The 23,302-nt window shown below is 63.2% G+C and carries 20 protein-coding genes; 14 read left to right on the top strand and 6 right to left on the bottom strand.

The window, feature by feature from the left end; all coding sequences use genetic code 11:
- The first annotated feature begins 125 nt into the window (after positions 1 to 125).
- Both leuS and nadE read left to right on the top strand, forming a co-directional pair.
- Positions 126 to 3,050 carry a leucine--tRNA ligase gene (gene leuS / locus BAUR9175_RS00870; protein WP_101556295.1) on the top strand — a complete coding sequence of 975 codons (2,925 nt, stop codon included), beginning with the start codon at positions 126 to 128 and terminating at the stop codon, positions 3,048 to 3,050.
- Positions 3,051 to 3,091: 41 nt separating this feature from the next.
- Positions 3,092 to 3,919: an NAD(+) synthase gene (gene nadE / locus BAUR9175_RS00865; RefSeq protein ID WP_009881484.1), complete on the top strand. Its 828-nt coding sequence runs from the start codon at positions 3,092 to 3,094 to the stop codon at positions 3,917 to 3,919.
- Positions 3,920 to 3,989: 70 nt separating this feature from the next.
- Here the strand turns inward: nadE and BAUR9175_RS00860 are convergent, their stop codons facing one another.
- On the bottom strand, positions 3,990 to 4,685 hold the full coding sequence (locus BAUR9175_RS00860) for a hypothetical protein (protein WP_257944245.1): 696 nt from the start codon (positions 4,683 to 4,685) through the stop codon (positions 3,990 to 3,992).
- A 94-nt stretch (positions 4,686 to 4,779) separates the two neighbouring features.
- On the opposite strand from BAUR9175_RS00860, the gene BAUR9175_RS00855 reads away from it, so the two are divergent.
- The 5 genes from BAUR9175_RS00855 to holA all read left to right on the top strand — a co-directional run bounded on the left by BAUR9175_RS00855 (position 4,780) and on the right by holA (position 11,360).
- Entirely contained in the window at positions 4,780 to 6,087 is a 1,308-nt protein-coding gene (locus BAUR9175_RS00855) for a UDP-glucose dehydrogenase family protein (RefSeq protein ID WP_009881482.1), read from the top strand.
- Entirely contained in the window at positions 6,084 to 6,959 is an 876-nt protein-coding gene (locus BAUR9175_RS00850) for a DegV family protein (protein ID WP_069600271.1), read from the top strand. Before BAUR9175_RS00855 ends, BAUR9175_RS00850 begins: the two co-directional genes overlap by 4 nt.
- Positions 6,960 to 7,100: 141 nt before the next feature.
- Positions 7,101 to 8,003 carry a helix-hairpin-helix domain-containing protein gene (locus BAUR9175_RS00845; protein ID WP_101582671.1) on the top strand — a complete coding sequence of 301 codons (903 nt, stop codon included), beginning with the start codon at positions 7,101 to 7,103 and terminating at the stop codon, positions 8,001 to 8,003.
- Positions 7,987 to 10,311, top strand: a complete 2,325-nt coding sequence (locus BAUR9175_RS00840) for a ComEC/Rec2 family competence protein (protein WP_226830030.1) — start codon at positions 7,987 to 7,989, stop codon at positions 10,309 to 10,311. Before BAUR9175_RS00845 ends, BAUR9175_RS00840 begins: the two co-directional genes overlap by 17 nt.
- 65 nt (positions 10,312 to 10,376) lie before the next feature.
- Positions 10,377 to 11,360 (top strand): DNA polymerase III subunit delta, encoded by a 984-nt coding sequence (gene holA / locus BAUR9175_RS00835; protein WP_009881478.1) that lies wholly within the window; start codon positions 10,377 to 10,379, stop codon positions 11,358 to 11,360.
- A 91-nt stretch (positions 11,361 to 11,451) separates the two neighbouring features.
- Here the strand turns inward: holA and rpsT are convergent, their stop codons facing one another.
- The 3 genes from rpsT to BAUR9175_RS00820 all read right to left on the bottom strand — a co-directional run bounded on the left by rpsT (position 11,452) and on the right by BAUR9175_RS00820 (position 13,277).
- Positions 11,452 to 11,712: a 30S ribosomal protein S20 gene (gene rpsT, locus BAUR9175_RS00830; RefSeq protein ID WP_009881477.1), complete on the bottom strand. Its 261-nt coding sequence runs from the start codon at positions 11,710 to 11,712 to the stop codon at positions 11,452 to 11,454.
- Positions 11,713 to 11,919: 207 nt separating this feature from the next.
- The gene (locus tag BAUR9175_RS00825) at positions 11,920 to 12,498 is read right to left on the bottom strand and encodes a type II toxin-antitoxin system PemK/MazF family toxin (RefSeq protein WP_009881476.1); all 579 of its coding nucleotides are present in this window, start codon (positions 12,496 to 12,498) and stop codon (positions 11,920 to 11,922) included.
- A gap of 11 nt (positions 12,499 to 12,509) precedes the next feature.
- On the bottom strand, positions 12,510 to 13,277 hold the full coding sequence (locus BAUR9175_RS00820; protein ID WP_009881475.1) for an endonuclease/exonuclease/phosphatase family protein: 768 nt from the start codon (positions 13,275 to 13,277) through the stop codon (positions 12,510 to 12,512).
- 196 nt (positions 13,278 to 13,473) lie between these two features.
- Between BAUR9175_RS00820 and lepA the strand changes: the two genes are divergently transcribed.
- Both lepA and hemW read left to right on the top strand, forming a co-directional pair.
- Positions 13,474 to 15,345 (top strand): translation elongation factor 4, encoded by a 1,872-nt coding sequence (gene lepA / locus BAUR9175_RS00815; protein ID WP_035277969.1) that lies wholly within the window; start codon positions 13,474 to 13,476, stop codon positions 15,343 to 15,345.
- Positions 15,346 to 16,578 carry a radical SAM family heme chaperone HemW gene (gene hemW / locus BAUR9175_RS00810; protein WP_096145613.1) on the top strand — a complete coding sequence of 411 codons (1,233 nt, stop codon included), beginning with the start codon at positions 15,346 to 15,348 and terminating at the stop codon, positions 16,576 to 16,578. It abuts the gene before it with no gap.
- Between the two features lie 140 nt (positions 16,579 to 16,718).
- Here hemW and BAUR9175_RS00805 read toward each other — a convergent pair whose 3' ends face one another.
- On the bottom strand, positions 16,719 to 17,537 hold the full coding sequence (locus BAUR9175_RS00805; RefSeq protein ID WP_069600270.1) for a DUF4870 domain-containing protein: 819 nt from the start codon (positions 17,535 to 17,537) through the stop codon (positions 16,719 to 16,721).
- 157 nt (positions 17,538 to 17,694) lie between these two features.
- Positions 17,695 to 18,558 carry a DUF3097 domain-containing protein gene (locus BAUR9175_RS00800; protein WP_009881471.1) on the bottom strand — a complete coding sequence of 288 codons (864 nt, stop codon included), beginning with the start codon at positions 18,556 to 18,558 and terminating at the stop codon, positions 17,695 to 17,697.
- A gap of 140 nt (positions 18,559 to 18,698) precedes the next feature.
- Here BAUR9175_RS00800 and hrcA point away from each other — a divergent pair, with 140 nt between their 5' ends.
- From hrcA to ybeY, 5 genes are all read left to right on the top strand, one after another.
- Positions 18,699 to 19,769 (top strand): heat-inducible transcriptional repressor HrcA, encoded by a 1,071-nt coding sequence (gene hrcA, locus BAUR9175_RS00795; RefSeq protein ID WP_069600269.1) that lies wholly within the window; start codon positions 18,699 to 18,701, stop codon positions 19,767 to 19,769.
- Positions 19,770 to 19,872: 103 nt separating this feature from the next.
- Entirely contained in the window at positions 19,873 to 20,991 is a 1,119-nt protein-coding gene (gene dnaJ / locus BAUR9175_RS00790; protein ID WP_009881469.1) for a molecular chaperone DnaJ, read from the top strand.
- Positions 20,988 to 21,734 carry a 16S rRNA (uracil(1498)-N(3))-methyltransferase gene (locus BAUR9175_RS00785; RefSeq protein ID WP_009881468.1) on the top strand — a complete coding sequence of 249 codons (747 nt, stop codon included), beginning with the start codon at positions 20,988 to 20,990 and terminating at the stop codon, positions 21,732 to 21,734. The genes dnaJ and BAUR9175_RS00785 overlap by 4 nt, the downstream gene beginning before the upstream one ends.
- 28 nt (positions 21,735 to 21,762) lie before the next feature.
- A complete protein-coding gene (locus BAUR9175_RS00780; RefSeq protein WP_009881467.1) occupies positions 21,763 to 22,815 on the top strand; it encodes a PhoH family protein in 1,053 nt (350 codons plus the stop codon).
- Positions 22,812 to 23,300 carry an rRNA maturation RNase YbeY gene (ybeY, locus tag BAUR9175_RS00775; RefSeq protein WP_069600267.1) on the top strand — a complete coding sequence of 163 codons (489 nt, stop codon included), beginning with the start codon at positions 22,812 to 22,814 and terminating at the stop codon, positions 23,298 to 23,300. The genes BAUR9175_RS00780 and ybeY overlap by 4 nt, the downstream gene beginning before the upstream one ends.
- Positions 23,301 to 23,302 lie beyond the last annotated feature (2 nt).

Genomic DNA, 23,302 nt, shown 5'->3' with positions numbered 1-23,302 from the left:
TCGCTCACGTTTTGCAGCTCAAACCCTCATCGCGGCTCTCTGGGCCAGTCTAGTCAAGCCGAAGCGGGGATTGTTCAGAGTACGATGGTCGAAACCCGCTCACGTCCATTCAGTGAAGGAAGGTAATGACGACGAACCCTGAAGAGACCGGTTTCCGCTACGATGCGGGGCTGGCCGAAAAGATCGAGAAGTCATGGCAGCACACATGGGAACAGGCGGGAACATTCCACGCCCCGAATCCCACCGGTGATCTCAGCCAGGCTGGTGCAGGTCTCGGTCTGCAGGACGTCGACTCCAGCTACGGACCGCCTAAGAACCTCGGCGAGCGTGAGTCCCTCTACATCATGGACATGTTCCCCTACCCCTCGGGAGCGGGGCTGCACGTCGGCCACCCCCTGGGATACCTGGGCACGGATGTCTACGGGCGGTATCAGCGGATGCGCGGGCACAACGTCATGCACGCACTGTCCTACGACGCCTTCGGTCTGCCCGCCGATCTGTACGCCGTCCAGACCGGGCAGCACCCGCGCATCACCACCGATGCCAACATCACCAACATGACCCGACAGCTGCGACGCCTGGGCCTGGCCCATGATGCCCGCCGCAGCTTCGCGACCACTGACGACGACTTCGTTCGGTGGACCCAGTGGATCTTCCTGCAGATCTTCAACTCCTGGTATGACCCGGAGGCAAGTACCGCAGGTGAGAACTCACGTGGTGCGGCGCGACCGATCGGAACCCTGATCGACCAGTTCGCCCAGGGCACCCGACAGACACCCGACGGCCGCCCCTGGACTCAGCTGAGCCCCGCCGAGCAGGAAGATGTCCTGCAGGGCTACCGCCTGGCTTACGTCTCGGAGTCGCCGGTCAACTGGTGCCCCGGTCTGGGCACCGTGCTCGCAAACGAAGAGGTCACCGCCGAGGGACTGTCCGAACGCGGCAACTTCCCCGTCTACACTCGCCGCCTGCGGCAGTGGAACATGCGCATCACAGCCTATGCCGACCGTCTCATCGACGATCTGGACTCGCTGGACTGGCCGAGCGCGGTGCGCAGTATGCAGACCAACTGGATCGGCCGGTCCAAGGGTGCCCTGCTGCGACTGCCCGTGGCCGCCTCGGAGACTCAGGTCGAGGTCTACACGACCCGACCCGACACCCTGTTCGGTGCCACCTACCTCGTGCTCAGCCCCGAACATCCGCAGGTGGAGCAGCTGACCGCGGCCCAGTGGGACGAGCAGACTCCCGAAGGCTGGCGCGGTGGAGAATCCACCCCCGCCGAGGCGATCTCCGCCTACCAGCGCAATGCGGCGGCCAAGACCGACGCGGATCGTCAGCAGAGCAAGGACAAGACCGGCATCTTCACCGGTTCATTCGCGGTCAACCCTGCAACCGGTGAACAGATCCCGATCTTCATCGCCGACTACGTCTTGATGGGCTACGGCACCGGTGCGATCATGGCAGTGCCTGCCGAGGACGCCCGCGACTGGGACTTCGCGAAGTCCTTCGGACTGCCCTATGTGCGCACCGTGCAGCCGCCTGCCGACCACGACGAAGACACCCCGTTCACCGGCACCGGCGTCATGATCAACTCAGCCAATGACGAGATCGACATCAACGGTCTCGACGTCGAAGCGGCCAAGGCCAAGATCACAGCGTGGCTGGCAGACCAGGGGCTGGCCACGGAATCGACCCAGTACCGGCTGCGGGATTGGCTGTTCTCACGCCAGCGCTACTGGGGCGAACCGTTCCCGATCGTCTACAACGAGGCCGGGACTCCCATCGCGCTGCCTGATTCTATGCTGCCCGTCGAACTGCCGGAGGTCGACGAATTCGCTCCGCGGACCTTCGCCGCCGATGACGCCGACAGTGAGCCGGAACCGGCCCTGGGCCGCAACCGCGACTGGGTCGAGGTCGAACTCGACCTGGGCGACGGGCCGCAGAAGTACTACCGCGAGACGAACACGATGCCCAACTGGGCCGGATCGTCTTGGTATCAGCTGCGCTACGCCGATCCGCACAACTCCGAACGCCTGGTCGATCCGGAGAACGAGCAGTACTGGCTGGGGCCCCGCGAGTCCAAGCCGCGCGGCGGAGCCGACCTCTACGTCGGCGGCGCCGAGCACTCGGTTCTGCACCTGCTCTACTCCAGGTTCTGGCACAAGATTCTGTTCGACCTGGGGCATGTCTCCTCCTCGGAGCCATTCCACCGCCTGGTCAACCAGGGCTATATCCAGGCCTATGCCTACACCGATGCGCGTGGCGTCTACGTTCCCGCCGCCGAGGTGGAAGAGACCGTCGCTGACAACGGTGAGTCGACGTTCTGGTACGACGGTGAGCAGGTCAACCGTGAGTACGGCAAGATCGGCAAGTCGCTGAAGAACTCCGTCTCGCCCGATGAGATGTACGACGCCTACGGTGCCGACACCTTCCGCGTGTATGAGATGTCGATGGGACCCATCGAACAGGCCCGCCCCTGGGAAACACGAGCAGTCGTCGGTGCGCAGAGGTTCCTGCAGCGCGTGTGGCGTCTCTTCGTGGACGAGACCACGGGTGAGTCTGTGATCAAGGACGGTGTCGCCGATCCTGAGACTCTCAAGGTCCTCCACCAGGTCATCGACGGTGTCCGTGAGGACATGGACCACCTGCGTTTCAACACCGCGATCTCGAAGCTGATCGTGCTCACGAATCATGCGACGAAGCAGGGCGGTGTCACGGCCGACGTGCTCGAGCCGCTGACCATCATGCTCTCTCCGTTCGCGCCGCACTTGGGCGAAGAGCTGTGGGCGAAACTGGGCCACACTTCGACGCTGACCTACGCGTCCTTCCCCGAGGTCGACCTACAGTATCTGGTCGCCGACCAGGTCACCTGTGTCGTCCAGGTCAAGGGCAAGGTGCGGGCACGACTGGAGGTCGACCCCGATATCTCTGCCGAGGAGCTGGAGAAGCTGGCACTGGAATCGCCGAACGCGCTCAAGGCGCTCGACGGGGCCGGAGTGCGCAAGGTCATCGTGCGTGCGCCCAAACTGGTCAATATCGTCCCCGACGCCTGAGATACGGCGTCTGTCCGGAAGGGTTGAAAACACATATGTCAATGGAAGCTACTCGGGACCAGATCCGGCACGCACTGGGTGTGAGACCGACAATCGATCCGGCGACGGAGATCGCCCGGCGGGTCGAGTTCCTCGCCGACTACATCCTGACCACCGGTGTCAGGGGGCTCACCTTGGGCATCAGCGGCGGACAGGATTCGACTCTGGCCGGACGCCTGTGCCAGTTGGCGGTCGAGGAGCTGCGGCGGCGGGGGGCAGCCGCCGAATTCTGGGCGATCCGTTTGCCGCATCATGTGCAGGCCGATGAGAGTGATGCTCAGGACGCGTTGGAATTCATCCGAGCCGATCATGAACTCGTCATCAACATCGGATCCGCCACAGACGCAGCCGCAGCCGAATACAATACCGCGACCGGAGAGGCCATCACCGACTTCGGCAAGGGCAACGTGAAGGCTCGGATGCGGATGATCGCACAATTCGAACTGGCAGGGGAGAAGCGACTCCTCGTCGCAGGCACCGATCATGCCGCCGAAGCCGTCACCGGCTTCTTCACCAAATTCGGTGACGGAGCCGCCGATGTGGTGCCGCTGGCCGGGCTGAACAAACGGCAGGGCCGTGCACTGCTCGACCACCTCGGCGCCCCAGAACATCTGGTGCGGAAAGTTCCGACAGCCGATCTGCTCGACGATGCACCGGGCCAGACCGATGAATCATCTCTGGGACTCAGCTACGACCAGATCGATGACTTCCTTGAGGGCAGAGACATCGAGAAGGCGGCCGCCTCTCTCCTCATTGAGAAGTACCGCGCCACCGAGCACAAGCGTCGCACCCCTGTGGCTCCGACAGATTCGTGGTGGATTCGCCACTGACGGTGAATACACTGCTGGCGACGAACTCAATCGAGTTCGTCGCCAGCAGTGTATTTCGGCTGTGTTTGACTCAGGCGACGAGCCCGAGCTCCAAAGCTGTCTGGTTGAACTCCCAGCGGGCGTAGACGAACCGGTCGCCGAGGCTCTCGCCGCGACTGCGTGCCTCCGTGTACTCTCTCCATCCGCCCTTGCGGGAGTCACCGGGCCGGATCTCTCGCTTCGTCTTATCGCTGGCAAGCTGCCGTGTCTCTTCGTTGACCCAGATCGACAGGGCCTCAGCTGCCCGATAGAGATTCATGAAAGCGGTGTGCGAACGCGGATTGTCGAAGCTGGACTTCGCGAATTCCTGCCTGAACGTGTGCAGAGGTTCGAGCTCGTCGACCTCGAGAGATCCGAAGGTCGCATCAAGACGCAGTGACTGCACCAGACCGGCCGAGTCCGGGAGCAGACCCAGGATCCGCTGTGCTCGCTCCTCGTCGGGCAGTGCAGTGACCTCCTCATCGACGTGTGTCAGTCCCAGTGTGTCGAGACGTCCGCGCTCGGTGCTGAGCAGTTGGCGCAGCGAATCGATCTGGATCTGCGCACGCCGCCACTCACCGTGGAAGAGGAGCAGGGCAATGATGACGCCCAGGCACAGCACGAGGCCGATGATCCAGGCGAACGGGTGCAGACCGGGAATGGCGAAGGCCACGATGCCCAGCACGCTGAGCACCGCGAACGTCACCGCGGCGGGGGAGTTGGTCAGGAAATCCAAGAAACGCTTCACATTTACAAGGGTACTGTTTCAACCTGCAGATATCGTGGAACCTAGTGGCATATAGTGTGGCTGAAATGCCGGGACGAAGCAGGGAGAACACGGGTTGAAGATTTCAGTCATCGGATGCGGATATCTGGGCGCAGTACACGCGGCGGCCATGGCAACACTGGGACACGAAGTCGTCGGCGTCGACGTCGACGCAGACAAGGTTGCGGCGCTGACCTCCGGCCGGCCGCCCTTCTTCGAGCCGGGACTGAGTGAATTGCTGGTGAAGGGTCAGGATCTCGGCAGCCTCGAGTTCACCACCGACGTCTCGCGTGTCGCAGACTCGCAGATGCACTTCGTGTGTGTCGGGACTCCGCAGAAGCCAGGAGAGTTCGCCGCCGATGTCACCTATGTCGATGCTGCAGTGAATTCGCTGGTTCCGCACTTGTCGTCGACGTCTGTGGTTGTCGGCAAGTCCACCGTTCCAGTCGGCACCGCTGAGCGTCTGGCCGCGATCCTCGCTCCCACCGGAGCGAGCCTGATGTGGAACCCCGAGTTCCTGCGCGAAGGCCATGCTGTCGAGGACACCCTGCACCCGAACCGTCTGGTCTACGGCGTTGCCGAGGGCGAAGCCGGTGAACGGGCCACAGAAAACCTTGATGAGGTCTATGCGACGATGCTCGAGGAGCAGACGCCTCGACTGGTCACAGACTTCGCGACGGCCGAGCTGGTCAAGACCGCAGCGAACTCGTTCCTGGCCACGAAGATCTCATTCATCAACGCCATGGCCGAACTGTGTGAAGCCTCGGGCGCGGACGTGACTCAGCTGGCGGATGCGATCGGAATGGATGATCGCATCGGTCGGAAGTTCCTCAATGCCGGACTCGGCTTCGGCGGCGGTTGCCTGCCCAAGGACATTCGAGCCTTCATGGCACGCGCCGGTGAGCTGGGTGCCGATCAGGCGGTGGCATTCCTACGCGAGATCGACTCGATCAATATGCGGCGTCGAGTGCGCATCGTCGACATCGCCCGGGACACCCTGGACGGGTCGTTCATCGGGAAGAAGATCACGGTGCTCGGCGCTGCATTCAAGCCCAACAGCGATGATGTGCGCGATTCGCCTGCCCTGGCTGTGGCACGCCTGATCGCCACCCAGGGCGGCGTGGTGACAGTGACTGATCCGCAGGCAATCGACAATGCCGCGAAGACGTTCCCCGAACTCAACTATGTCGCGGATGCTTCGCAGGCGCTGGCCGGAGCCGATGCGGTGCTGCTGCTCACCGAATGGCAGGAGTATCGGGATCTTGATCCCGTGGCCACGGCATCGCTGGTGGCCGGCAAGGTCCTCATCGACGGTCGGAATGTGCTCACCCCAGAGGTATGGCGTTCGGCAGGCTGGACGTATCGGGCGCTGGGCCGTCCATGAGAATCGGCCTGGTCACCGATTCGACCGCGCAGCTCTCTGCCTCCGAGGAGGCAGGGCTGCGCGATGTCACCGGTGACCTCTTCGCCGTCGTTCCGCTGACGGTTCTCGTCGGAGGCGTCGCCTTCGCCGACGGTGAACTGGACGCCGGGGATCTGTGCCGGAGGATGGATGAGGGCACCGAGGTTTCGACCTCCATGGCCACTCCCGCCCAATTCACCAACGCCTATTCGACACTGATCGACCATGGTGCTGAGGCGATCATCACTGTGACGATGTCGGGCGAGCTCTCCGGGACCCGAGATTCCGCCGTCGCGGCAGCCGAGAACGAGGACCTGCTGATCAATGTCGTTGACTCCCGGACCACCTCGGCGGGCTTGGCCGGGGCCGTGTCGATCGCGGCCGCCGGAATCTCACAGGGTCATGACGTGGCATCGATTGCCGGCACCGTCGCTGATTGGTGCGCCGCCGAGACCCGTACCGCGTTCGCCCCGGCGACCCTGGAACACCTGCGCCGAGGTGGTCGCATCGGGGCCGCCTCCTCGCTCCTGGGCAGGGCCCTGCAGATCGTCCCGGTCCTCGGACTCAACGCCGGGGTCGTGGCACCCGTCGCACGAGTCCGCACCCGCACGAAGGCACTTGAGCGTATGGCCGTGTTGGCAGGCGAGGCCGCGGCAGAGATCGCCTCAGACGAGCAGGACGTGTACGTAGAGATCCAGCACGCAGACGGCGAGCCCTCCCACCCTGATGTGCTTGCGCTGCAGGAGAAGATCGAAGCCAGTGGTCTGCCGACGACGTTTCGGACACTCTCGGCCATCATCACCGCCCACGTCGGATCCGGCACGATCGGAATCACGGTTCAAAGACGACCCTGAGCAGGCCCCACCCACTCGCGGTCGCCGTCATGTGGATGACTGGCCGACTCATGTGCCCATGACCTGTGGATGTGCAGACGGTGTCCACAGGCAGCAATCTGGGCCTGGTGCCCTCGTGATCGCCGAGCATAGCTTGTCGACATGGCTGTCTCTCCCGATGATCGCTTCGCAGGCCTCATCAACTCCAGCGCCGAGCGCGGCGGCTGGGTCCCCGGAGACGTCTTCGGCAGCGACAGCGAAGGAGAGGACGAACCGGTAGAGCCGCGTCGAGTGCGCCTGCCCATCCTCGTAGCTCTGGCAGTTGTGACCATTGCTGTGCTCGTCATCGCCTTTCTCCTCTTCCGGCCGGCCCCACAGCACGCGGCGTCTGAGGATCAGGCGGGTACTGTCGACGATCACGGCTCCGCCTCTCACGATGGACCGGGTACCGCCTCCGGCGACAAGGGTGGGCCCGAAGCCGCATCTGCAGCCCCCAGCACCGAGTCCGGCGATGTCATCGTTCACGTCACCGGGGCGGTGCAAAGCCCCTCTGTGGTGATCTTGGCACCCGGTGCTCGAGTCCAAGATGCGGTGGAGGCGGCTGGCGGTCTGAAGAGCGAAGCGGATGCGGAGGCGATCAATCTCGCTCGGGTGCTCCAAGACGGTGAGCAGATCCATATTCCTATGCGCGGAGAGGACCCAGGACCGGGCGCATCCGATGCAGACAGTGCCGGCACGAACGCGGCAGGGGGTGCCGAGCAAGGCGCAGGAGGCGGTGCTGGACAGGACGGCAGCTCCGGCAGCGCAGGCAGTTCCGGTACCTCGGACAGTGCAGGTGCGTCAGGCAGTGCGTCCGCAGATCCGAATTCGGGTACCGCCGTCAATCTCAACACCGCTGACCTCACCACCCTGGAGACATTGCCGGGGGTAGGACCGGTCACTGCTGAGGCGATCATCGCCTACCGGGAGGAACAGCCCTTCGCCACCGTCGACGACCTGCTGCTGGTCCCAGGGATCGGGCCCAAGACCTTTGAAAGCCTCAAAGACCTTGTCATCGTCGGGTAGGGCCGAAGCGGCGAAGGAACGGCTGAGGGGTGCACTGGCGTGGGTGCGCGGTGCTGCGAAGGTCTGGCCCGGGTCCTTCCGCCTGCTCATCTGTGCGCTGAGTCTGTGGATCACCGCTCTGGCGGCACCCGGTCCCTGGGCACTCTTCACCGTCCCACCCCTCGTCTGTCTCGGGTTCCTCTGCCTGCGCAGACACCACCACCTCGGCGTGCTCCTCATCGTCTTCGCGTGCCTGCTCACGGTGCAGACCACGATGCTCGGGTCTGCACGCGGGCCCGATGAGGCCACCGAAGTGGAGGGCATCGCGGTCGGGCACAGCCAGCCGGGTGACTCGGGGTGGTCACGGCTGACCGTGCTGACGTCGACAGGGATCACCGAGGTGCTCAGCCCCTCGGCGCCACCCGACGGTGCCCACGTGTCACTGCGCACCGAAGCCCTCGATGACATCCGCATCAGCAACGATGACGCTCGCATCATCCGTGCGCCCAACGGAGTCTGGAAGTGGCGGGCAGATCTGCGCCTGCAGCTGCGCCACGACTCGCTGGCCTCGGGGCACAGCGGGGGCGCACTGCTGCCGGGTCTCGTGGTCGGAGACACCGAACCCCAGGATGCGCGAATGGAAGATGACATGCGCGTTGTGTCCCTGACGCACATTTCTGCTGTCTCGGGCAGCAATGTCACGATCGTCAGCCTCGGCGCCGGACTGCTTGCCGGACTGTGCCGGGCGGGCCCTCGGACACGGGTGGGCGTCGGGGTGCTCACCTGTGTGGGATATGTCTTCATCGTCGGATTCGAACCCAGTGCCATACGCGCTGCGGGTATGGCCATCGCGGTTGCTCTCGTGTTCCTGCGTGGGGGAGGGATCTCACCGGTGGCGGTGATGAGCTCAACCGTATGCATCCTGCTCAGCTTTGTTCCCGTGTTGGCAACCTCTGTGGGGTTCGTCCTCTCCGTCGTCTCCACCGCCGCGATCCTGTTCGTCGTTCCGATCATTCTGCGGCGTCTGAGCCTGCACTTGTCCATGGTCCCCACGATCGTCATCAGTGCACTCATCGTGCCCTTGGTTGCTCAGCTGGCCTGTACCCCGGTGCTCGTGGCGATCGACCCGCGGATCGGGCTGTGGTCGGTGGCAGCGAACGCGCTCGCCGCCCCTGCTGTCCTGCCGGCCACCGTTCTGGGGTTCGTGTCGATGGTGTGCGGGGGACTCGGGCTCCTCGGCGTTCCCGGCCTGCTGTGGTGTGCGCAGGTGCCCGCCTGGCTCGGTTCACTGTGCGCATGGTGGATCGTCGGCGTGGCCAGGATCTGTGCCGGACTGCCCGGGGCAGCCCTGGACTGGCCGAAACCTCCTGTGGGGACACTGGCAGCACTCGGGCTCCTCATCCTGCTGGCCGCGGGCCTATGGATGCTGGTGCGCAGGAAGCTGTGGGGGATCCCCACCGTCGTCGTCTGCATCTGCCTGACGGCGCTGATCATCGTCGTCGGCAGGACGAAGCCACCGGCCGATGACTGGCTGGTCATGATCTGCGATGTGGGGCAGGGCTCGGCAACGGTGATCAACCTCGGCGAGGGGGCAGGGCTCGTCGTGGACACGGGGAAGGATCCGAAGCCCGTCGATGTGTGCCTCGATGAGGGTGGGATCGAGGACTTCGACCTCGTCATCTCCCACTTCGACGCCGATCACAGCGCCGGGTATGCCGGGACCACCTGGTCGCGGATCCTCCATCGTCTGTGGGTCTCCAGCAACGTCAGTGGGGGAGCAGAGGTCCGCGGTCTCGTCGCAGACACCGGTGCGAAGGTAGTGCCGACAACACGTGGACGCAGCCTCGACGCAGATGGGGCCCGAATCGAGGTGCTCTGGCCGCCGGCGCGAGAGACCGCAGAGACAGATAGAGGGGAGGAAGCAGACGGGAATGAGGAGACAGACGTGGGTGAAGAGACAGTGGGGACCGAGGTGCGCAATGAAGACTCCCTGGTCCTACGGGTCGAACTCGAGGGGCTGAGCTTCCTCGTCCCCGGCGACATCGGCGAAGACGAACAGTTCATTCTCGCCCAGAGCCTGGAACCCGTTGATCTGCTCATCGCACCCCACCACGGTTCCTCGGACCTGGCAGAGGACTTCTTCACGGCAGCAGGCGCTCGCCTCGGAGTCATCTCCGTGGGCGAGAACAGCTACGGACATCCCACCCCGCGTGCCCAACGGGCATTCGGTCCGGTCCCCGTCCTGCGCACCGACCGCTGCGGCACCGTCGCCGTCTACGCACACGCGAAGTACAGCACCGCGCGAGACTGTCACGGGGACGAGCAATGAGCCTATCGAGGGAGACACCTGTGACCGTTGCGCATCGTGTCCGCGGCTGACGATAGGCTTGGCCCATGGCAGTGAAGAAGACCCTGATCCCGTGGAGTTCCGCGAAGCCCGCGCCCGTTGTGATGATCTCCGGGAACGAGCCGGTGCTCATCCGTATGGCTAAGGACCGGATCGTGGCTGCCGCACGGAAGAAGGACCCGGAAGAGGTGGAATTCGACGCCGCCGGATATCAGGGTGGAGAGCTGCTCATGGCCGCTTCACCCTCCTTGTTCTCCACTGCGAAGCTCATCATCGTCGACAGCGTTGAGAAGTGCTCGGAGGCGTTCCTGGCTGATGCGCTCGCCTACCTCGATGAACCCAATGACGACGCCGTCGTCCTTCTCCTCCACGGAGGCGGCAATCGCGGTGCCAAATTGGTCAAGAAGATCGAGGCCAACGGTTTCCCCCGGGTCGATGCGGCGGCACTGAAGAATGAGAGTGACCGGGCCAAGTTCGCTCAGGGTCGGTTCAAGGCCGCGAAGAGGCAGATCGACGAATCCGGGATGGCAGCGCTGATGTCTGCGCTCGGAGCTGATCTGTCCGAACTCAATGCCGGAGTCGAACAGCTCATCGAGGACACTGAGGGCACCATCACCGCTCAGATCGTCGATCAGTACTACGGCGGCCGAGTGGAGGCCACTGGCTTCAAGGTCGCCGACGCTGCAGTCGGGGGAGATGTGAAGAGTGCGCTGAGCCTGCTGCGTCACGCTCTGTCGACCGGTTCGGACCCTGTTCCCCTGGTGGCCGCCGTTGCGATGAAATTGCGGGGGATGGCCAAGGTGCAGGGCTTCTCTGGATCAAGCGGTGAACTGGCAGCGGAGCTGAAGATGGCTCCGTGGCAGGTCGACCGTGCCAGGCGTGAGGTGCGCCGGTGGAACGAAGTGGCACTGGGACAGTCTCTGATCGCGGCGGCCGAGGCTGATGAGGCGGTCAAAGGCGGCGGTCGTGACCCGGTCTATGCCGTCGAATGGTTCGTCTCCGAAGTCTGCCGGCTGGCTCGCCAACGCTGAACCGAACAGTGAGCCGAACCGAACGGTGAATAGTTGAGGGGCCCGATCCAAATGGATCGGGCCCCTCGAAGCTATAGCCTCAGTGATCGACTCAGAGAGCGTTGATCTGCGTGGCCATGCGCGACTTGCGGTTCGCAGCGTTGTTCTTGTGCAGAACACCCTTCGAAACAGCCTTGTCGAGCTTGCGGGCGGCAACAGCATAAGCCTGCTGTGCTTCGTCCTTCTTGCCGGCAGCAATGTTCTCGCGGACGACGCGGACGTGTGACCGAACCTCGGACCGCACAGCCTTGTTGCGCTGGCGAGCCTTCTCGTTGGTTTCAATCCGCTTGATCTGTGACTTGATATTAGCCAATTTCAACACTCTTTCGTGTTAGTGGAACATGGTCGTGAGGGCACATCTGACCGACATACTCATCTCCGCGGGGAAACACATCGACGATATCGAGCCTGATGGCATCTTCACCCGACCTAGACGAGACACACGCCATTGATGAAGATACACAGCCAACGATACAGGCTGAACCGGTCAAGCAGAAATTATCGGTGTCCGGGATTCGACTCAGCCCGCGTTGACGTTGTTCGCGACCTGTTCGAAGATCTCGCGAGGCATGATCGAGCCTTCGCGGCGGATGGTCTCCGGATCGAGTCGGATCACACGGTCGAGACGGATCTCAGAGGGCCTGCCCTGTGAGTCCCACTCTCCGCTGCCGATGTTCATCCACTTGGCGTGGCGGTCCTCGCGGACCTCTCCGACGCCACCTGGAATGTGGTCCGTGCTGGTGAGCATGAGTGCCAGTACCCAGCGTCCGTCTTTGCCCACGACCAAGGACGGGCGATCCTTGCCTTGGCTGTGGTCCTCTTCGAAGGGGATCCATCCCCAGACGACTTCGCCCGGATCGGCGTCGCCGTCGAGATCGGGTGCATAGGAGACGTTGACCGCGCCGCGGTAGTCACCGGGGTAGTCGCCTCCCTTCGCCGAGGCGGATCCCGACGACCGTCCATCACCCTGTGGGGGACCGCTGGGGCGCGGTTCCGAACCCTGCGAACCTGACTTCTTCCGCTGTGAATCTTTGTAGTATTTGACGCCTTCTCTGACGCCGATCCTGACGACGCGACTGACCAGTGATTTCCAACTCATGTGCACTGATCCTAATCGACGCGGCGCAGAACCGCTTCGACCGGAAAGTGGTCGGAGGGATATTCGCCACCAGCGGAGAAGGTATTGATCCGGGTCGACACGGTCTGCAGGTCTGATGTCGTGAGGATCCAATCGATGCGAGGGTCGCCGTCCTTCGGCCCCTTGTAGCGGTGGAAGGTGCCGATGTTCTCACCCGGGACGGCAGCCCCTGTGTCGGTGAGTCCCAGCTCGGTGCAGAAATAGTTGTACACGGGGGATCCGGTGGCGACATTGAAATCTCCGGTGACCACGCAAGGTCCGGCCGCCTCGGCGAGGTGATCGGCCATGATCTTCCCCGACTCCAGACGAGCCTCCTCTGATCTGTGGTCGAGGTGGGTGTTGAGCAGGCGCAGCGGCTGCTTGGTCACCAGGTCACGGAAGTCCACGACCGTCAGGGTCCGGGCATGGGAGACGCCCCAGGATTCGGAGGCGACTGTCTCCGGCTGTTCGGAGAGCCAGCTGATGTCGACCCTGTCGACGTCGAAGCGGGACGAATCGTAGATGACGGCGGTGAATTCCCCGGAGTTGCCGCCCGAATGGCCCTCGCCCAGCCAGACGTACTCCTTGGGGAGAAGACTGATGAGATTCTCGAGCTGGTCGAGTTCACCCTCCTGCGTGCCGATGATGTGAGGGCGAGCCTGGGTGATGAGCTCGGCGGCGATGGGCAGCCGTGTGGCCACGGGGTGCCCGTCGAGAGCGGGATATCTGAGGTTGAAGGTCATGATCGAGAAGTCGCTCATGGCACAATCTTCGCCGATCAGGGCCGAAAGTGGGGGATCAGAGCCCGAATTCTCGGTGAGTTCGTGTGACTTCGTCCCGACTCTATGTGTGGCTTTGCAGAGCAGGGGAGAGCACGCTCGGGGGTGCGGAGGATTCCAGTCTGGCGCACAACCCATGGAACAATGGAGATTCTGGTCTGTCGAAGGAAGGGCGTTCATGTCACCTCAGGTGAAGCCACAAGCACTCGAACGGATTTCTCCGTCCGCTACATCACCCGAGTTGATCCGCAATTTCTGCATCATCGCTCACATCGACCACGGCAAATCGACCCTGGCCGACAGGATGCTCCAGGTTACCGGTGCGGTTCAGCCGCGTGATATGCGTGCTCAGTACCTCGACCGGATGGACATCGAACGCGAACGCGGAATCACGATCAAGTCCCAGGCTGTGCGTATGGCCTGGGAGAACGAGGGCACTCCCTTCGCTCTGAATATGATCGACACTCCGGGACACGTTGACTTCAGCTACGAGGTCTCCAGGTCCCTGGCTGCCTGCGAAGGTGCCCTCCTCCTCGTCGACGCAGCACAGGGCATCGAAGCCCAGACGCTGGCCAACCTCTACATGGCCATGGAGAACGATCTTGCGATCATTCCAGTGCTCAACAAGATCGACCTCCCCGCTGCCCAGCCTGAGAAGTACGCGGAAGAACTCGCGAACCTCATCGGTTGCGAACCCGAAGACTGCCTGCTGGTGTCCGGCAAGACCGGCGAAGGCGTCGACGCGGTCCTCGACCGCATCATCTCCGACATTCCTGCACCTGTCGGCGATGCCGATGCCCCGGCGCGAGCCATGATCTTCGACTCCGTCTACGACACCTACCGGGGTGTCGTGACGTACGTCCGCCTTATCGACGGTGCCCTGCACCCGCGTGAGAAGCTGACGATGATGTCGACCGGCAGCACCCACGAACTTCTTGAGATCGGGGTCTCCTCTCCGGAGCCGAAGGCTACGAAGGGCCTCGGCGTCGGTGAGGTCGGCTACCTCATCACCGGAGTCAAGGACGTGCGCCTGTCCAAGGTCGGCGATACTGTCACCCTGAATTCCGCTCCAGCTACGCAGGCGCTCGACGGCTACAAAGAACCCAAGCCCATGGTGTACTCCGGGCTGTTCCCGATCGACGGTTCGGACTACCCGGTCCTGCGCGACGCGCTCGACAAGCTCAAGCTCAACGACGCTTCGCTGGCCTATGAGCCGGAGACCTCGACGGCGCTGGGCTTCGGCTTCCGCTGCGGGTTCCTCGGGCTCCTCCACCTCGAAGTTCTGCGCGACCGACTCGAACGCGAATACGACCTCGACCTCATTTCCACCGCACCCAGCGTGATCTACGACGTCACCCTGGAAGACGGAACGGAGATGGAGGTCACGAACCCCAGCGAGTATCCGACGGGCAAGATCAAAGAGGTCCGCGAACCCATGGTCAAAGCCACGATCCTCACCCCGAGCGACTACATCGGTGCGGTCATGGAACTGTGCCAGACGCGTCGCGGCAGCCTGCAGGGGATGGACTATCTGTCCTCAGACCGAGTCGAGATCCGCTACCGACTGCCGTTGGCGGAGATCGTCTTCGACTTCTTCGACCAGCTGAAGTCGAAGACCAAGGGCTACGCGACCCTCGACTACTCCGATGACGGACAGGACGCAGCGGATCTGGTCAAGGTCGATATCCTGCTCCATGGGGATCAGGTCGATGCCTTCTCTGCGATCGTCCACCGCGACAACTCTTACTCCTACGGCGTGCTCATGGCTGGCAAGCTGCGCAAACTGATCCCGCGCCAGCAGTTCGAGGTGCCGATCCAGGCCGCCATCGGTTCGCGCATCATCGCCCGCGAGACCATTCGTGCCATCCGCAAGGACGTTCTGAGCAAGTGCTACGGCGGCGACATCAGCCGTAAGCGCAAGCTGCTCGAGAAGCAGAAGGAAGGCAAGAAGCGGATGAAGGTGGTCGGCAACGTCGAGGTCCCTCAGGAGGCCTTCATCGCCGCGCTGTCCTCCGATGAGCCGGAGACCAAGAAAGACGCCAAGAAGTAAGTGCCGGCACAACCGACTGGGGAGACTCCACCGCTCGACGGTTCGCTGCCGGCGTCGGCCGGGGTCGGCGCGGCCGCTCGCGGCCTGAGCCTCTACGTTCACGTCCCCTATTGCCGAGTCCGCTGCGGCTACTGCGACTTCAACACCTACACGGCAGAAGATCTGGGCCCTGGGGCCTCCCGCGACGACTACCGCAGCAATCTTTCCCGAGAGCTCGACCTCTCGGTCCGTGTCCTCGCCGAGGCGGGTGCTGGTGACCGTGAGGTGACGACGATCTTCTTCGGTGGCGGCACCCCGACGATGTTGGCCGCCGAGGTGTTGGCCGGGGTGATGGATGACATCCGTGGTCGTTTCCGGCTGGCTCCCGATGTGGAGGTCACGACCGAAGCGAACCCGGACACTTTGGATCCGGCTTATATCGCGACCCTGGCCGCTGCCGGGTTCACCAGGATCTCCTTGGGCATGCAGTCAGCTGTACCCCATGTGCTCGCTACCCTCGATCGCACTCACGATCCGGCGAAGATTCCGGATGTGGCTCGGTGGATCAAAGAGGCCGGTCTGGAACTCAGCCTCGACCTCATCTACGGAACACCGGGGGAGTCCATCGACGACTGGCGCAGGTCACTTGAGGTCGCGCTGAGCAACGACGTCGACCATATCTCTGCCTATTCGCTCATCGTCGAACCCGGCACGAAGATGGGCGCCATGGTTCGCCGTGGTGAACTGCCGATGCCCGACGAAGACGATCTGGCCGATAAGTATGAGATCGCCGATGCCGCCATGGCGGCTGCTGGTCTGCACTGGTACGAGGTCAGCAACTGGTCGACGTCAGCCGAGACCCGCTGTGACCACAACATGGCCTACTGGCGCAATGCCGATTGGTGGGGTTTCGGACCCGGAGCCCACTCGCACGTCGGGGGAGTGCGGTTCTGGAACGCCAAACATCCCCGTGCCTGGTCCGACCGATTGCTCGCAGGCGAGTCACCTGCCATCGGACGTGAGGTCCTCGACGAGTCGACGCAGGAGATCGAGCGGATCATGCTCGCAGCCCGCATCGATTCGGAACTGCCACTGGACTCGTTGGGAGCAGGCAGCGAGCGGGCGATCCGCGGCTTTGTGAAACAGGGACTGCTCGATGGCGACGCCGTGGACGAAGGTCGCTTCGAACCCACTCTGCAGGGACGGCTCATGGCGGACTATATGGTTCGTATCCTGACCGACTACGTGGACTGAATCGGCTCCGAGGCCTGAACTCGGTCAGCTGAACGCAGGCCCAGCGAACTGAACCGAACGCGAAGAAGCCGCTGTCATCGATTGCGATGGCAGCGGCTTCTTGATGCTGAAACGACTCTCAGCTCATGGGGTGGACCTGATCACTTCACGAAGTTGATCACGAGGGGGAACTGATAGCCCTCTCCCTTGCTCCCGGCTACAGCGGCGATGATGTAGAGCACCGTGTAGAGGAGCGGGACGAGGAATGCCAGGAAATAGACGAAGAACCCGAGACCGAAGGTGACGAGCGCGAGGACGAAGCCGATGACCATGAACACCATGACGGCCGCGAACGTGGCGATGAGGTTCGTGATCATGGCGTTGAGGCCCTGTCGTGAATGTTCGCGCACGTAGGGCGATTCGTCCTTCTTGATGAGGAACATGATCAGGGGCAGGAACCCGACGATGATCGACCCGAGGTGTGTCCAGAGAACTGTGGTTCTGTCGTTCTCGCTGGCCTGCCAGAACATCTCGGAGCCGGGGCCGTAGGCATTCTCCGGGAGCATCCGTGAGTCGAACAGCGCCGGATTTCCGACCGGTTGTCCTGGTCCGTAGCCGTACGCCTGCTGCCCATAGGGCTGCTGGGCATACTGCTGTTGACCCTGCCCATACTGTCCCTGGCCGTACGCTTGCTGTTGCCCGGACTGCTGCTGGCCGCTGTAGGCCTGCTGCGAACCGTAACCTGGCTGCTGCGAACCGTAGTTCGGCTGCTGACCGGGCTGCTGCGATCCGAAACCGGGCTGAGCCGGCTGGCCCTGCTGTGAACCGTAGGTCTGCGGAGCGGGATTCGGCTGCTGGGAACCATAGTTCTGGTTCTGCTGGCTGTAGGGCTGTTGGGGTCCAGAGGCCTGAGAATAGTTCGGTGGCATGGGACGCGACTGGTCAGAGCCGTTGTTGGGCTGCTGGGGGTTATAAGACATGCGGGTCCTTTCAGAGCTTCTGGTCATTCACACTATCGGAAATGCTCTGGCGCCGAATGGGGGAAAGCCCGAATCGTGTACCAGATCGATCACAAACTCCCTGGGGCCTCAACTGACCTGCGTTTTCCCCGTCCCGGTGGCTTATCCGAACGGCGTCTCACCCGACCGTCACAAAGTCGATGAGCTCCTCGACTCGACCGGAGAGCGTGGGTTCGACGTCGGCGATGGTGCTGACCTTGCCCAGAATGCGAACCCAGCCGCGTGCCACATCCCGGTGATCGGCGTGGGGCCAGCCGATTCGCTTCAGGATTCCCGTCTTCCAGTCCTCGCCCCGGGGGACGACGGGCCATTCCCTGATGCCCACGACATGAGGCTTGACCGCCTGCCAGATGTCGACATAGGGGTGTCCGATGATGTGGACGACATCGCGATAGCGAGGATCGGCACGCACCGCATCGGCGATCTTGGACTCCTTGGTGCCAGAGACCAGATGGTCGGCGAGAACCCCGACGCGGTGCTCCTTGTCGGGACCGAAGGCAGCGAGCTTGTCAGCGACGTCATCCAAGCCGCCCAGGGGTTCGACGACGACTCCCTCGATGCGCAGATCGTCACCCCAGATCTTCTCCACCAGTTCAGCATCATGTTTGCCCTCGACCCAGATGCGCGATCCCCGAGCCACTCGAGCCCGCGCATTGCCGACTGCCCGCGACCCCGAGGCCGTGCGACCTGGGGCCGATTTCTTCTTGGCAGGGAGCTTGATGTCTACGGGTTTGCCCTCAAGCAGGAAGCCGGGCCCCAGCGGGAATGCGCGGACCTTGCCTGCACGGTCCTCGAGATTGACGACGACGCCGGCGGTGGTCTTCTCGGCGCCGACGACGGCACCGACATATCCGGTCATGGCATCCTCGAGGACCATTCCGAGTGCGAGCTCGACAGGGGTGGACTTCTTGGGCCGGTGCGAGGAAGGAGAGGAACCTGCCAGTACATCGGGTCCGTAGCGATCAAAGGTATTCACGGTCAACCACCCTAATCAAGGACTCGGCGCGATGGGCGGTGACCCGCTGGGACAGGGGCGAAAGTGAATTCGAACTGCAAGAGGCGTAGAATTGGCACTCAAGGCAGATGAGTGCCAAATGCAGCGCCGAACTCAAGGAGGGACGAATGAACGACAGCAGACGAGCACAGGTTCTGCGTGCGATCGTCGAAGACTTCGTCGCCACCAATGAACCCGTCGGTTCGAAGGCCATCGTTCAGCGCCATACGCTCGGAGTTTCGCCGGCCACGATCCGCAACGACATGGCTCACCTCGAGCAGGAGGGCTACATCGCGCAGCCCCATACCTCCGCCGGTCGGATCCCAACCGACCTGGGCTACCGGATGTTCGTTGACCGCATCGACGACTTCAAACCGCTGACCCAGGCTGAGCGGCGTGCGATCTTCCAGCTCATCGACGGAAACGGGGACCTCGATGACATGCTCGACCGTACGGTGCGAGTCCTCTCGGGTCTGACCCACCAGGTGGCCCTGATCCAGTACCCGACGGTCTCTCGCGCCACGATCAAACACATCGAGGTCGTGGGCCTGGGGCCCAACCGCATCCTCGTCGTCCTCATCACCGATGCCGGTCAGGTCGAACAGAAGGTCGTGATCACACCGGGAGTCATCGACGACGAATCACTGCGCGGAATCCGCGATGAGGTCAACACCGAATTCTCCGGCCAGAAGCTCTCAAAGGTGATGAGCACGGTCACCCCCAGCACCACGGGCGCGGTCGCCGACGGCACCGAGACAGAACCCCTCGGCGGAGCCAACTCAGTCGGCGCTGAGCTCGCCGCGGCTCTGACGCAGGTGCGAGCCGCAGTCACAGATCTTGTCATCGCCACGCGTGAAGAACGCATCATCATGGCAGGCACCGCGAACCTGGCTCGCTCCGGACGGGAGTTCGGTGAGAAGATGGCACCGATCCTCGAAGCTTTCGAAGAGCAGGTCGTACTGCTCAAGCTGCTGACATCGATGGCCGAGGACCAAGAGGAGATCAGCGTTCGGATCGGTCGTGAGAATACTCACGAGTCATTCAGCTCGACATCCCTCGTGGCCGCCGAATATGGTCATGACGCGGGCTCCTCCGCGCGATTGGCTGTGCTCGGGCCGACCCGGATGGACTATCCGACGACGATCACCGCTGTGCGAGCCGTGGCGAAGTACGTCTCCTCTGTCCTCGATCAGAGCTAGATGTACCGATCCGACAGCGCACAGCACAGCGCGAACAAGCACCACACTGCGAACAGGCACGACAACGCGAACAACCCACACCACCAGGGAGAGAGAAGTTTCTGTGGCCGATCACTATGAAACACTCGGAGTGTCCAAAGACGCTTCGGCGGCTGAAATCAAATCGTCCTACCGAAAGCTGGCCCGGAAGTATCACCCCGATGTGAACCCCGGCCACGAGGATGAGTTCAAAGCCATTTCCCTTGCCTACGACGTTCTCTCCGACTCGGAGAAGCGCCGCAACTACGACATGGGCGGCGGCGAGAACGGACAGGGCTTCCCTGCCGGCGGTGGCGGCTTCGGCGGCTTCGGCGACATCTTCGAAACCTTCTTCGGCGGAGGGGCCGGCTCAGCCGGTGGCCCGATGCCGCGCACGCAGCGTGGCAAGGACGCGCTCGTGGGAGTCAACATCGACCTGGAGACCGCCGCATTCGGCGGCAACATCGACCTCGACGTCGCTACTGCCGTGGTCTGTGACACCTGTTCGGGTGCTGGAACACAGCAGGGCACCTCCGTTGAGACCTGCACCCTGTGCCACGGAGCCGGCAGCGTCCAGCGCATGACCCGGACACTGCTGGGCCAGATGGTGACTAACCAGACCTGCAACTCCTGCCACGGCTACGGCACCGTCATTCCCAACCCCTGCCTCAACTGCCAGGGAGACGGCCGCGTCCGCAAGCAGCGGACCATGAAGATCCGCATCCCCGCCGGAGTCTCCGACGGAACGCGCATCCAGCTCTCCTCCCAGGGCGAGGTGGGACCCGGAGGTGGACCTGCCGGCGATCTCTTCGTCGAGGTCATGGTGACCCGTCACGAAGTCTTCCAGCGCGACGGTGACAACCTGCGCGCCTCCGTTTCGGTGCCGATGACCGCGGCCGCCCTCGGCGCCTCGATCCCGTTCGATACCTTCGACGGCACTCAGGATCTCTCGATCGAGGCCGGCATCCAGTCCGGCACCGTCGTCAAGCTTCCCGGACTCGGCGCCTCCCGTCTGCGTTCGGAGACCCGAGGCGACCTCCTCATCACGGTCGACGTGATGACACCGGACAAACTCGACGATGAGCAGAAGGACCTGCTGTCGCAGTTGGCGAAGCTGCGCGATGAGGAGACTCCACGCGCGCAGATCACCACCCAGAACCGAGGCATGTTCTCCCGCATGCGTGAGAAGTTCGCCGGTCGGTGAGTCTTCCCGTCTTCTTCTCCTCCCAGGTCGCCGAGGCGGCCGCCGGTCAGGTGCTCACTTTCGGTGAGGACGTGGCCGGGCACGCGGTCCGAGTCCGCAGACTCGGACCCGGGGATGAGCTCGAAGTCGTCGACGGAGCCGGCACTCGCGTGCGCGGAACCGTTACGAGCGCCTCGGCGAATGAAATGGGACTTCAGGTTGCTTCGGTGACCCACGCCGAGGTGGAACGACCGCGGTTGGTCCTCGTGCAGGCTCTGGCGAAAGCCGACCGCGATCTGCAGGCGATCGAAGCCGCCACAGAGATCGGAGTCGACGAGGTGGTCCCGTGGGCCGCCGAACGCTCGATCGCCGATTGGCCCGCGAAGAAGCGCGACAAACTCGCCGCCAAATGGGACAACGTCCTGCGGGCTGCGTCTCTGCAGGCCAGACGCGCCCGCTTCCCACTGCGTCACGATCTGGTCCGCGGCACCGGATTGGCAGGGGCACTGTCCGAGGGCGATACCGTCTACGTCCTCCACGAGGCGGCCGAGCTGAAACTCTCCCAGGCACTGTCTCGGTTTGATGCCGGTTCGGACCGCATCGTCTTGGTCGTGGGACCCGAAGGCGGCATCAGCGACGCCGAGCTCGAGGCCCTGTCGGCCATCGGCGCCGACACAGTGCTCCTGGGCCCGACGGTCCTGCGTTCGTCCTCGGCCGGAGCAGCCGGCCTCGTCATGGCTCAGAATTCATTGGGCCGTTGGTGACGAAGCGGACTACGATGGAAGCACACAATTGCAGTACTCCCACAAGTACTCACAGTCACTAAGGATCATTCTGGACACCTCCACTCAGCCCACGAACTCTGTGAACAGCACACCTGCCGAAGCAGCCTCATCGGACACAGTGCGTCTCGTGATTCCCGACTCCATCGATCTGGTCGAGTTCTTCGGGCCGGGGGAGTCGAACCTGCGGAAGCTCGAGCGCGTCTTCCCCGAGCTCAATCTGCATGTGCGCGCCAACCAGGTGCAGGCCAGCGGTGAGCCGACGCGCGTGGCGGCATTCGTCTCCGTGATCGGGGAACTCAAGAAGCTGCACGCCTCGGGCCACCGCATCAACGAGGAGACGATCGACAGGGTCGCGTCGTTCTCCTCTGAAGGACAGGCCGCCTCGGCGGTGATGGGCACGAACATCCTGTCCACACGCGGAAAGTCGATCCGTCCCAAGACGATGGGCCAGCACGACTATGTGAAGGCGATCCGCAATCACACGATCACCTTCGGCATCGGTCCTGCAGGCACGGGCAAGACGTACCTCGCCATGGCGATGGCCATCAACGCCCTGCAGCACAAAGAGGTCTCACGCATCATCCTCACCCGCCCGGCCGTCGAGGCAGGGGAGAGCCTGGGCTACCTGCCCGGGACGCTGAACGAGAAGATCGACCCCTACGTGCGTCCCCTCTACGACGCCCTGCACGACATGGTCGACCCCGAGTCGATCCCGCTGCTCATCGAAACGGGCACGATCGAGGTGGCCCCGCTGGCGTATATGCGCGGCCGCACTCTCAACGATGCGTTCATCATCCTCGACGAGGCGCAGAACACGACCGGTGAGCAGATGAAGATGTTCCTCACCCGTCTGGGCTTCGGAGCTCGCATGGTCGTCACCGGTGACGTCTCTCAGATCGACCTGCCGGGCAAGACCCGCAGCGGTCTCAACGTCGTCCAGGACATCCTGACCGGAATCGAAGACCTGAAATTCTGCCACTTGGGCAGCAAGGACGTCGTCCGCCACTCGCTGGTGACGAAGATCGTCGACGCCTACGACCTGTGGGGAAGCAGCGAATGAATACCGAGATCTCCAACGAAACCGATGAGTCGATCGACCTCGACGAGGTTGTCGCTCTGACCGAATACCTGGGTCAGGCTCTGCACATGCACCCCGGCGCCGAACTCGCGGTGACCATGGTCGATGCCACGGCGATGGCAGAACTCCACGTCACCTGGATGGACCTCGAGGGACCCACCGACGTGATGTCGTTCCCGATGGACCAGCTCACCCAGGGCCAGCCCGGTGCTCCCACCGAGGGCCAGATGGGCGACATCATCATCTGCCCCGAGGTGGCCGCTGCCCAGGCATCGTCGTCTGGCCATACGACCATGGACGAGGTGCTGCTGCTGACGGTCCACGGTTTCCTGCACCTGCTCGGCTATGACCACGGTGAGCCCGCGGAGAAGGAAGAGATGTTCGCCCTGCAGCGTCATCTTCTGCTGACCTTCTTCGCCGCCCGCTACGACGGTCGCACCGACATCCCCTCACCGACCGAGGTCTGAGC

Origin of the sequence: Brevibacterium aurantiacum, from assembly GCF_900169065.1 — a bacterium.
Taxonomy (GTDB): Bacteria; Actinomycetota; Actinomycetes; order Actinomycetales; family Brevibacteriaceae; genus Brevibacterium; species Brevibacterium aurantiacum.
This window is presented reverse-complemented; position numbering and strand designations above follow the sequence as displayed.

Coding starts and splice junctions, on each gene's coding strand:
- BAUR9175_RS00845 (WP_101582671.1), top strand. CDS start 7,101: ATGGCTGTCTCTCCCGATGATCGCTTCGCAGGCCTCATCAACTCCAGC.
- hrcA (WP_069600269.1), top strand. CDS start 18,699: ATGAACGACAGCAGACGAGCACAGGTTCTGCGTGCGATCGTCGAAGAC.
- BAUR9175_RS00820 (WP_009881475.1), bottom strand. CDS start 13,277: ATGAGCGACTTCTCGATCATGACCTTCAACCTCAGATATCCCGCTCTC.
- BAUR9175_RS00805 (WP_069600270.1), bottom strand. CDS start 17,537: ATGTCTTATAACCCCCAGCAGCCCAACAACGGCTCTGACCAGTCGCGT.
- BAUR9175_RS00850 (WP_069600271.1), top strand. CDS start 6,084: ATGAGAATCGGCCTGGTCACCGATTCGACCGCGCAGCTCTCTGCCTCC.
- holA (WP_009881478.1), top strand. CDS start 10,377: ATGGCAGTGAAGAAGACCCTGATCCCGTGGAGTTCCGCGAAGCCCGCG.
- leuS (WP_101556295.1), top strand. CDS start 126: ATGACGACGAACCCTGAAGAGACCGGTTTCCGCTACGATGCGGGGCTG.
- ybeY (WP_069600267.1), top strand. CDS start 22,812: ATGAATACCGAGATCTCCAACGAAACCGATGAGTCGATCGACCTCGAC.
- BAUR9175_RS00825 (WP_009881476.1), bottom strand. CDS start 12,498: ATGAGTTGGAAATCACTGGTCAGTCGCGTCGTCAGGATCGGCGTCAGA.
- lepA (WP_035277969.1), top strand. CDS start 13,474: ATGTCACCTCAGGTGAAGCCACAAGCACTCGAACGGATTTCTCCGTCC.
- nadE (WP_009881484.1), top strand. CDS start 3,092: ATGGAAGCTACTCGGGACCAGATCCGGCACGCACTGGGTGTGAGACCG.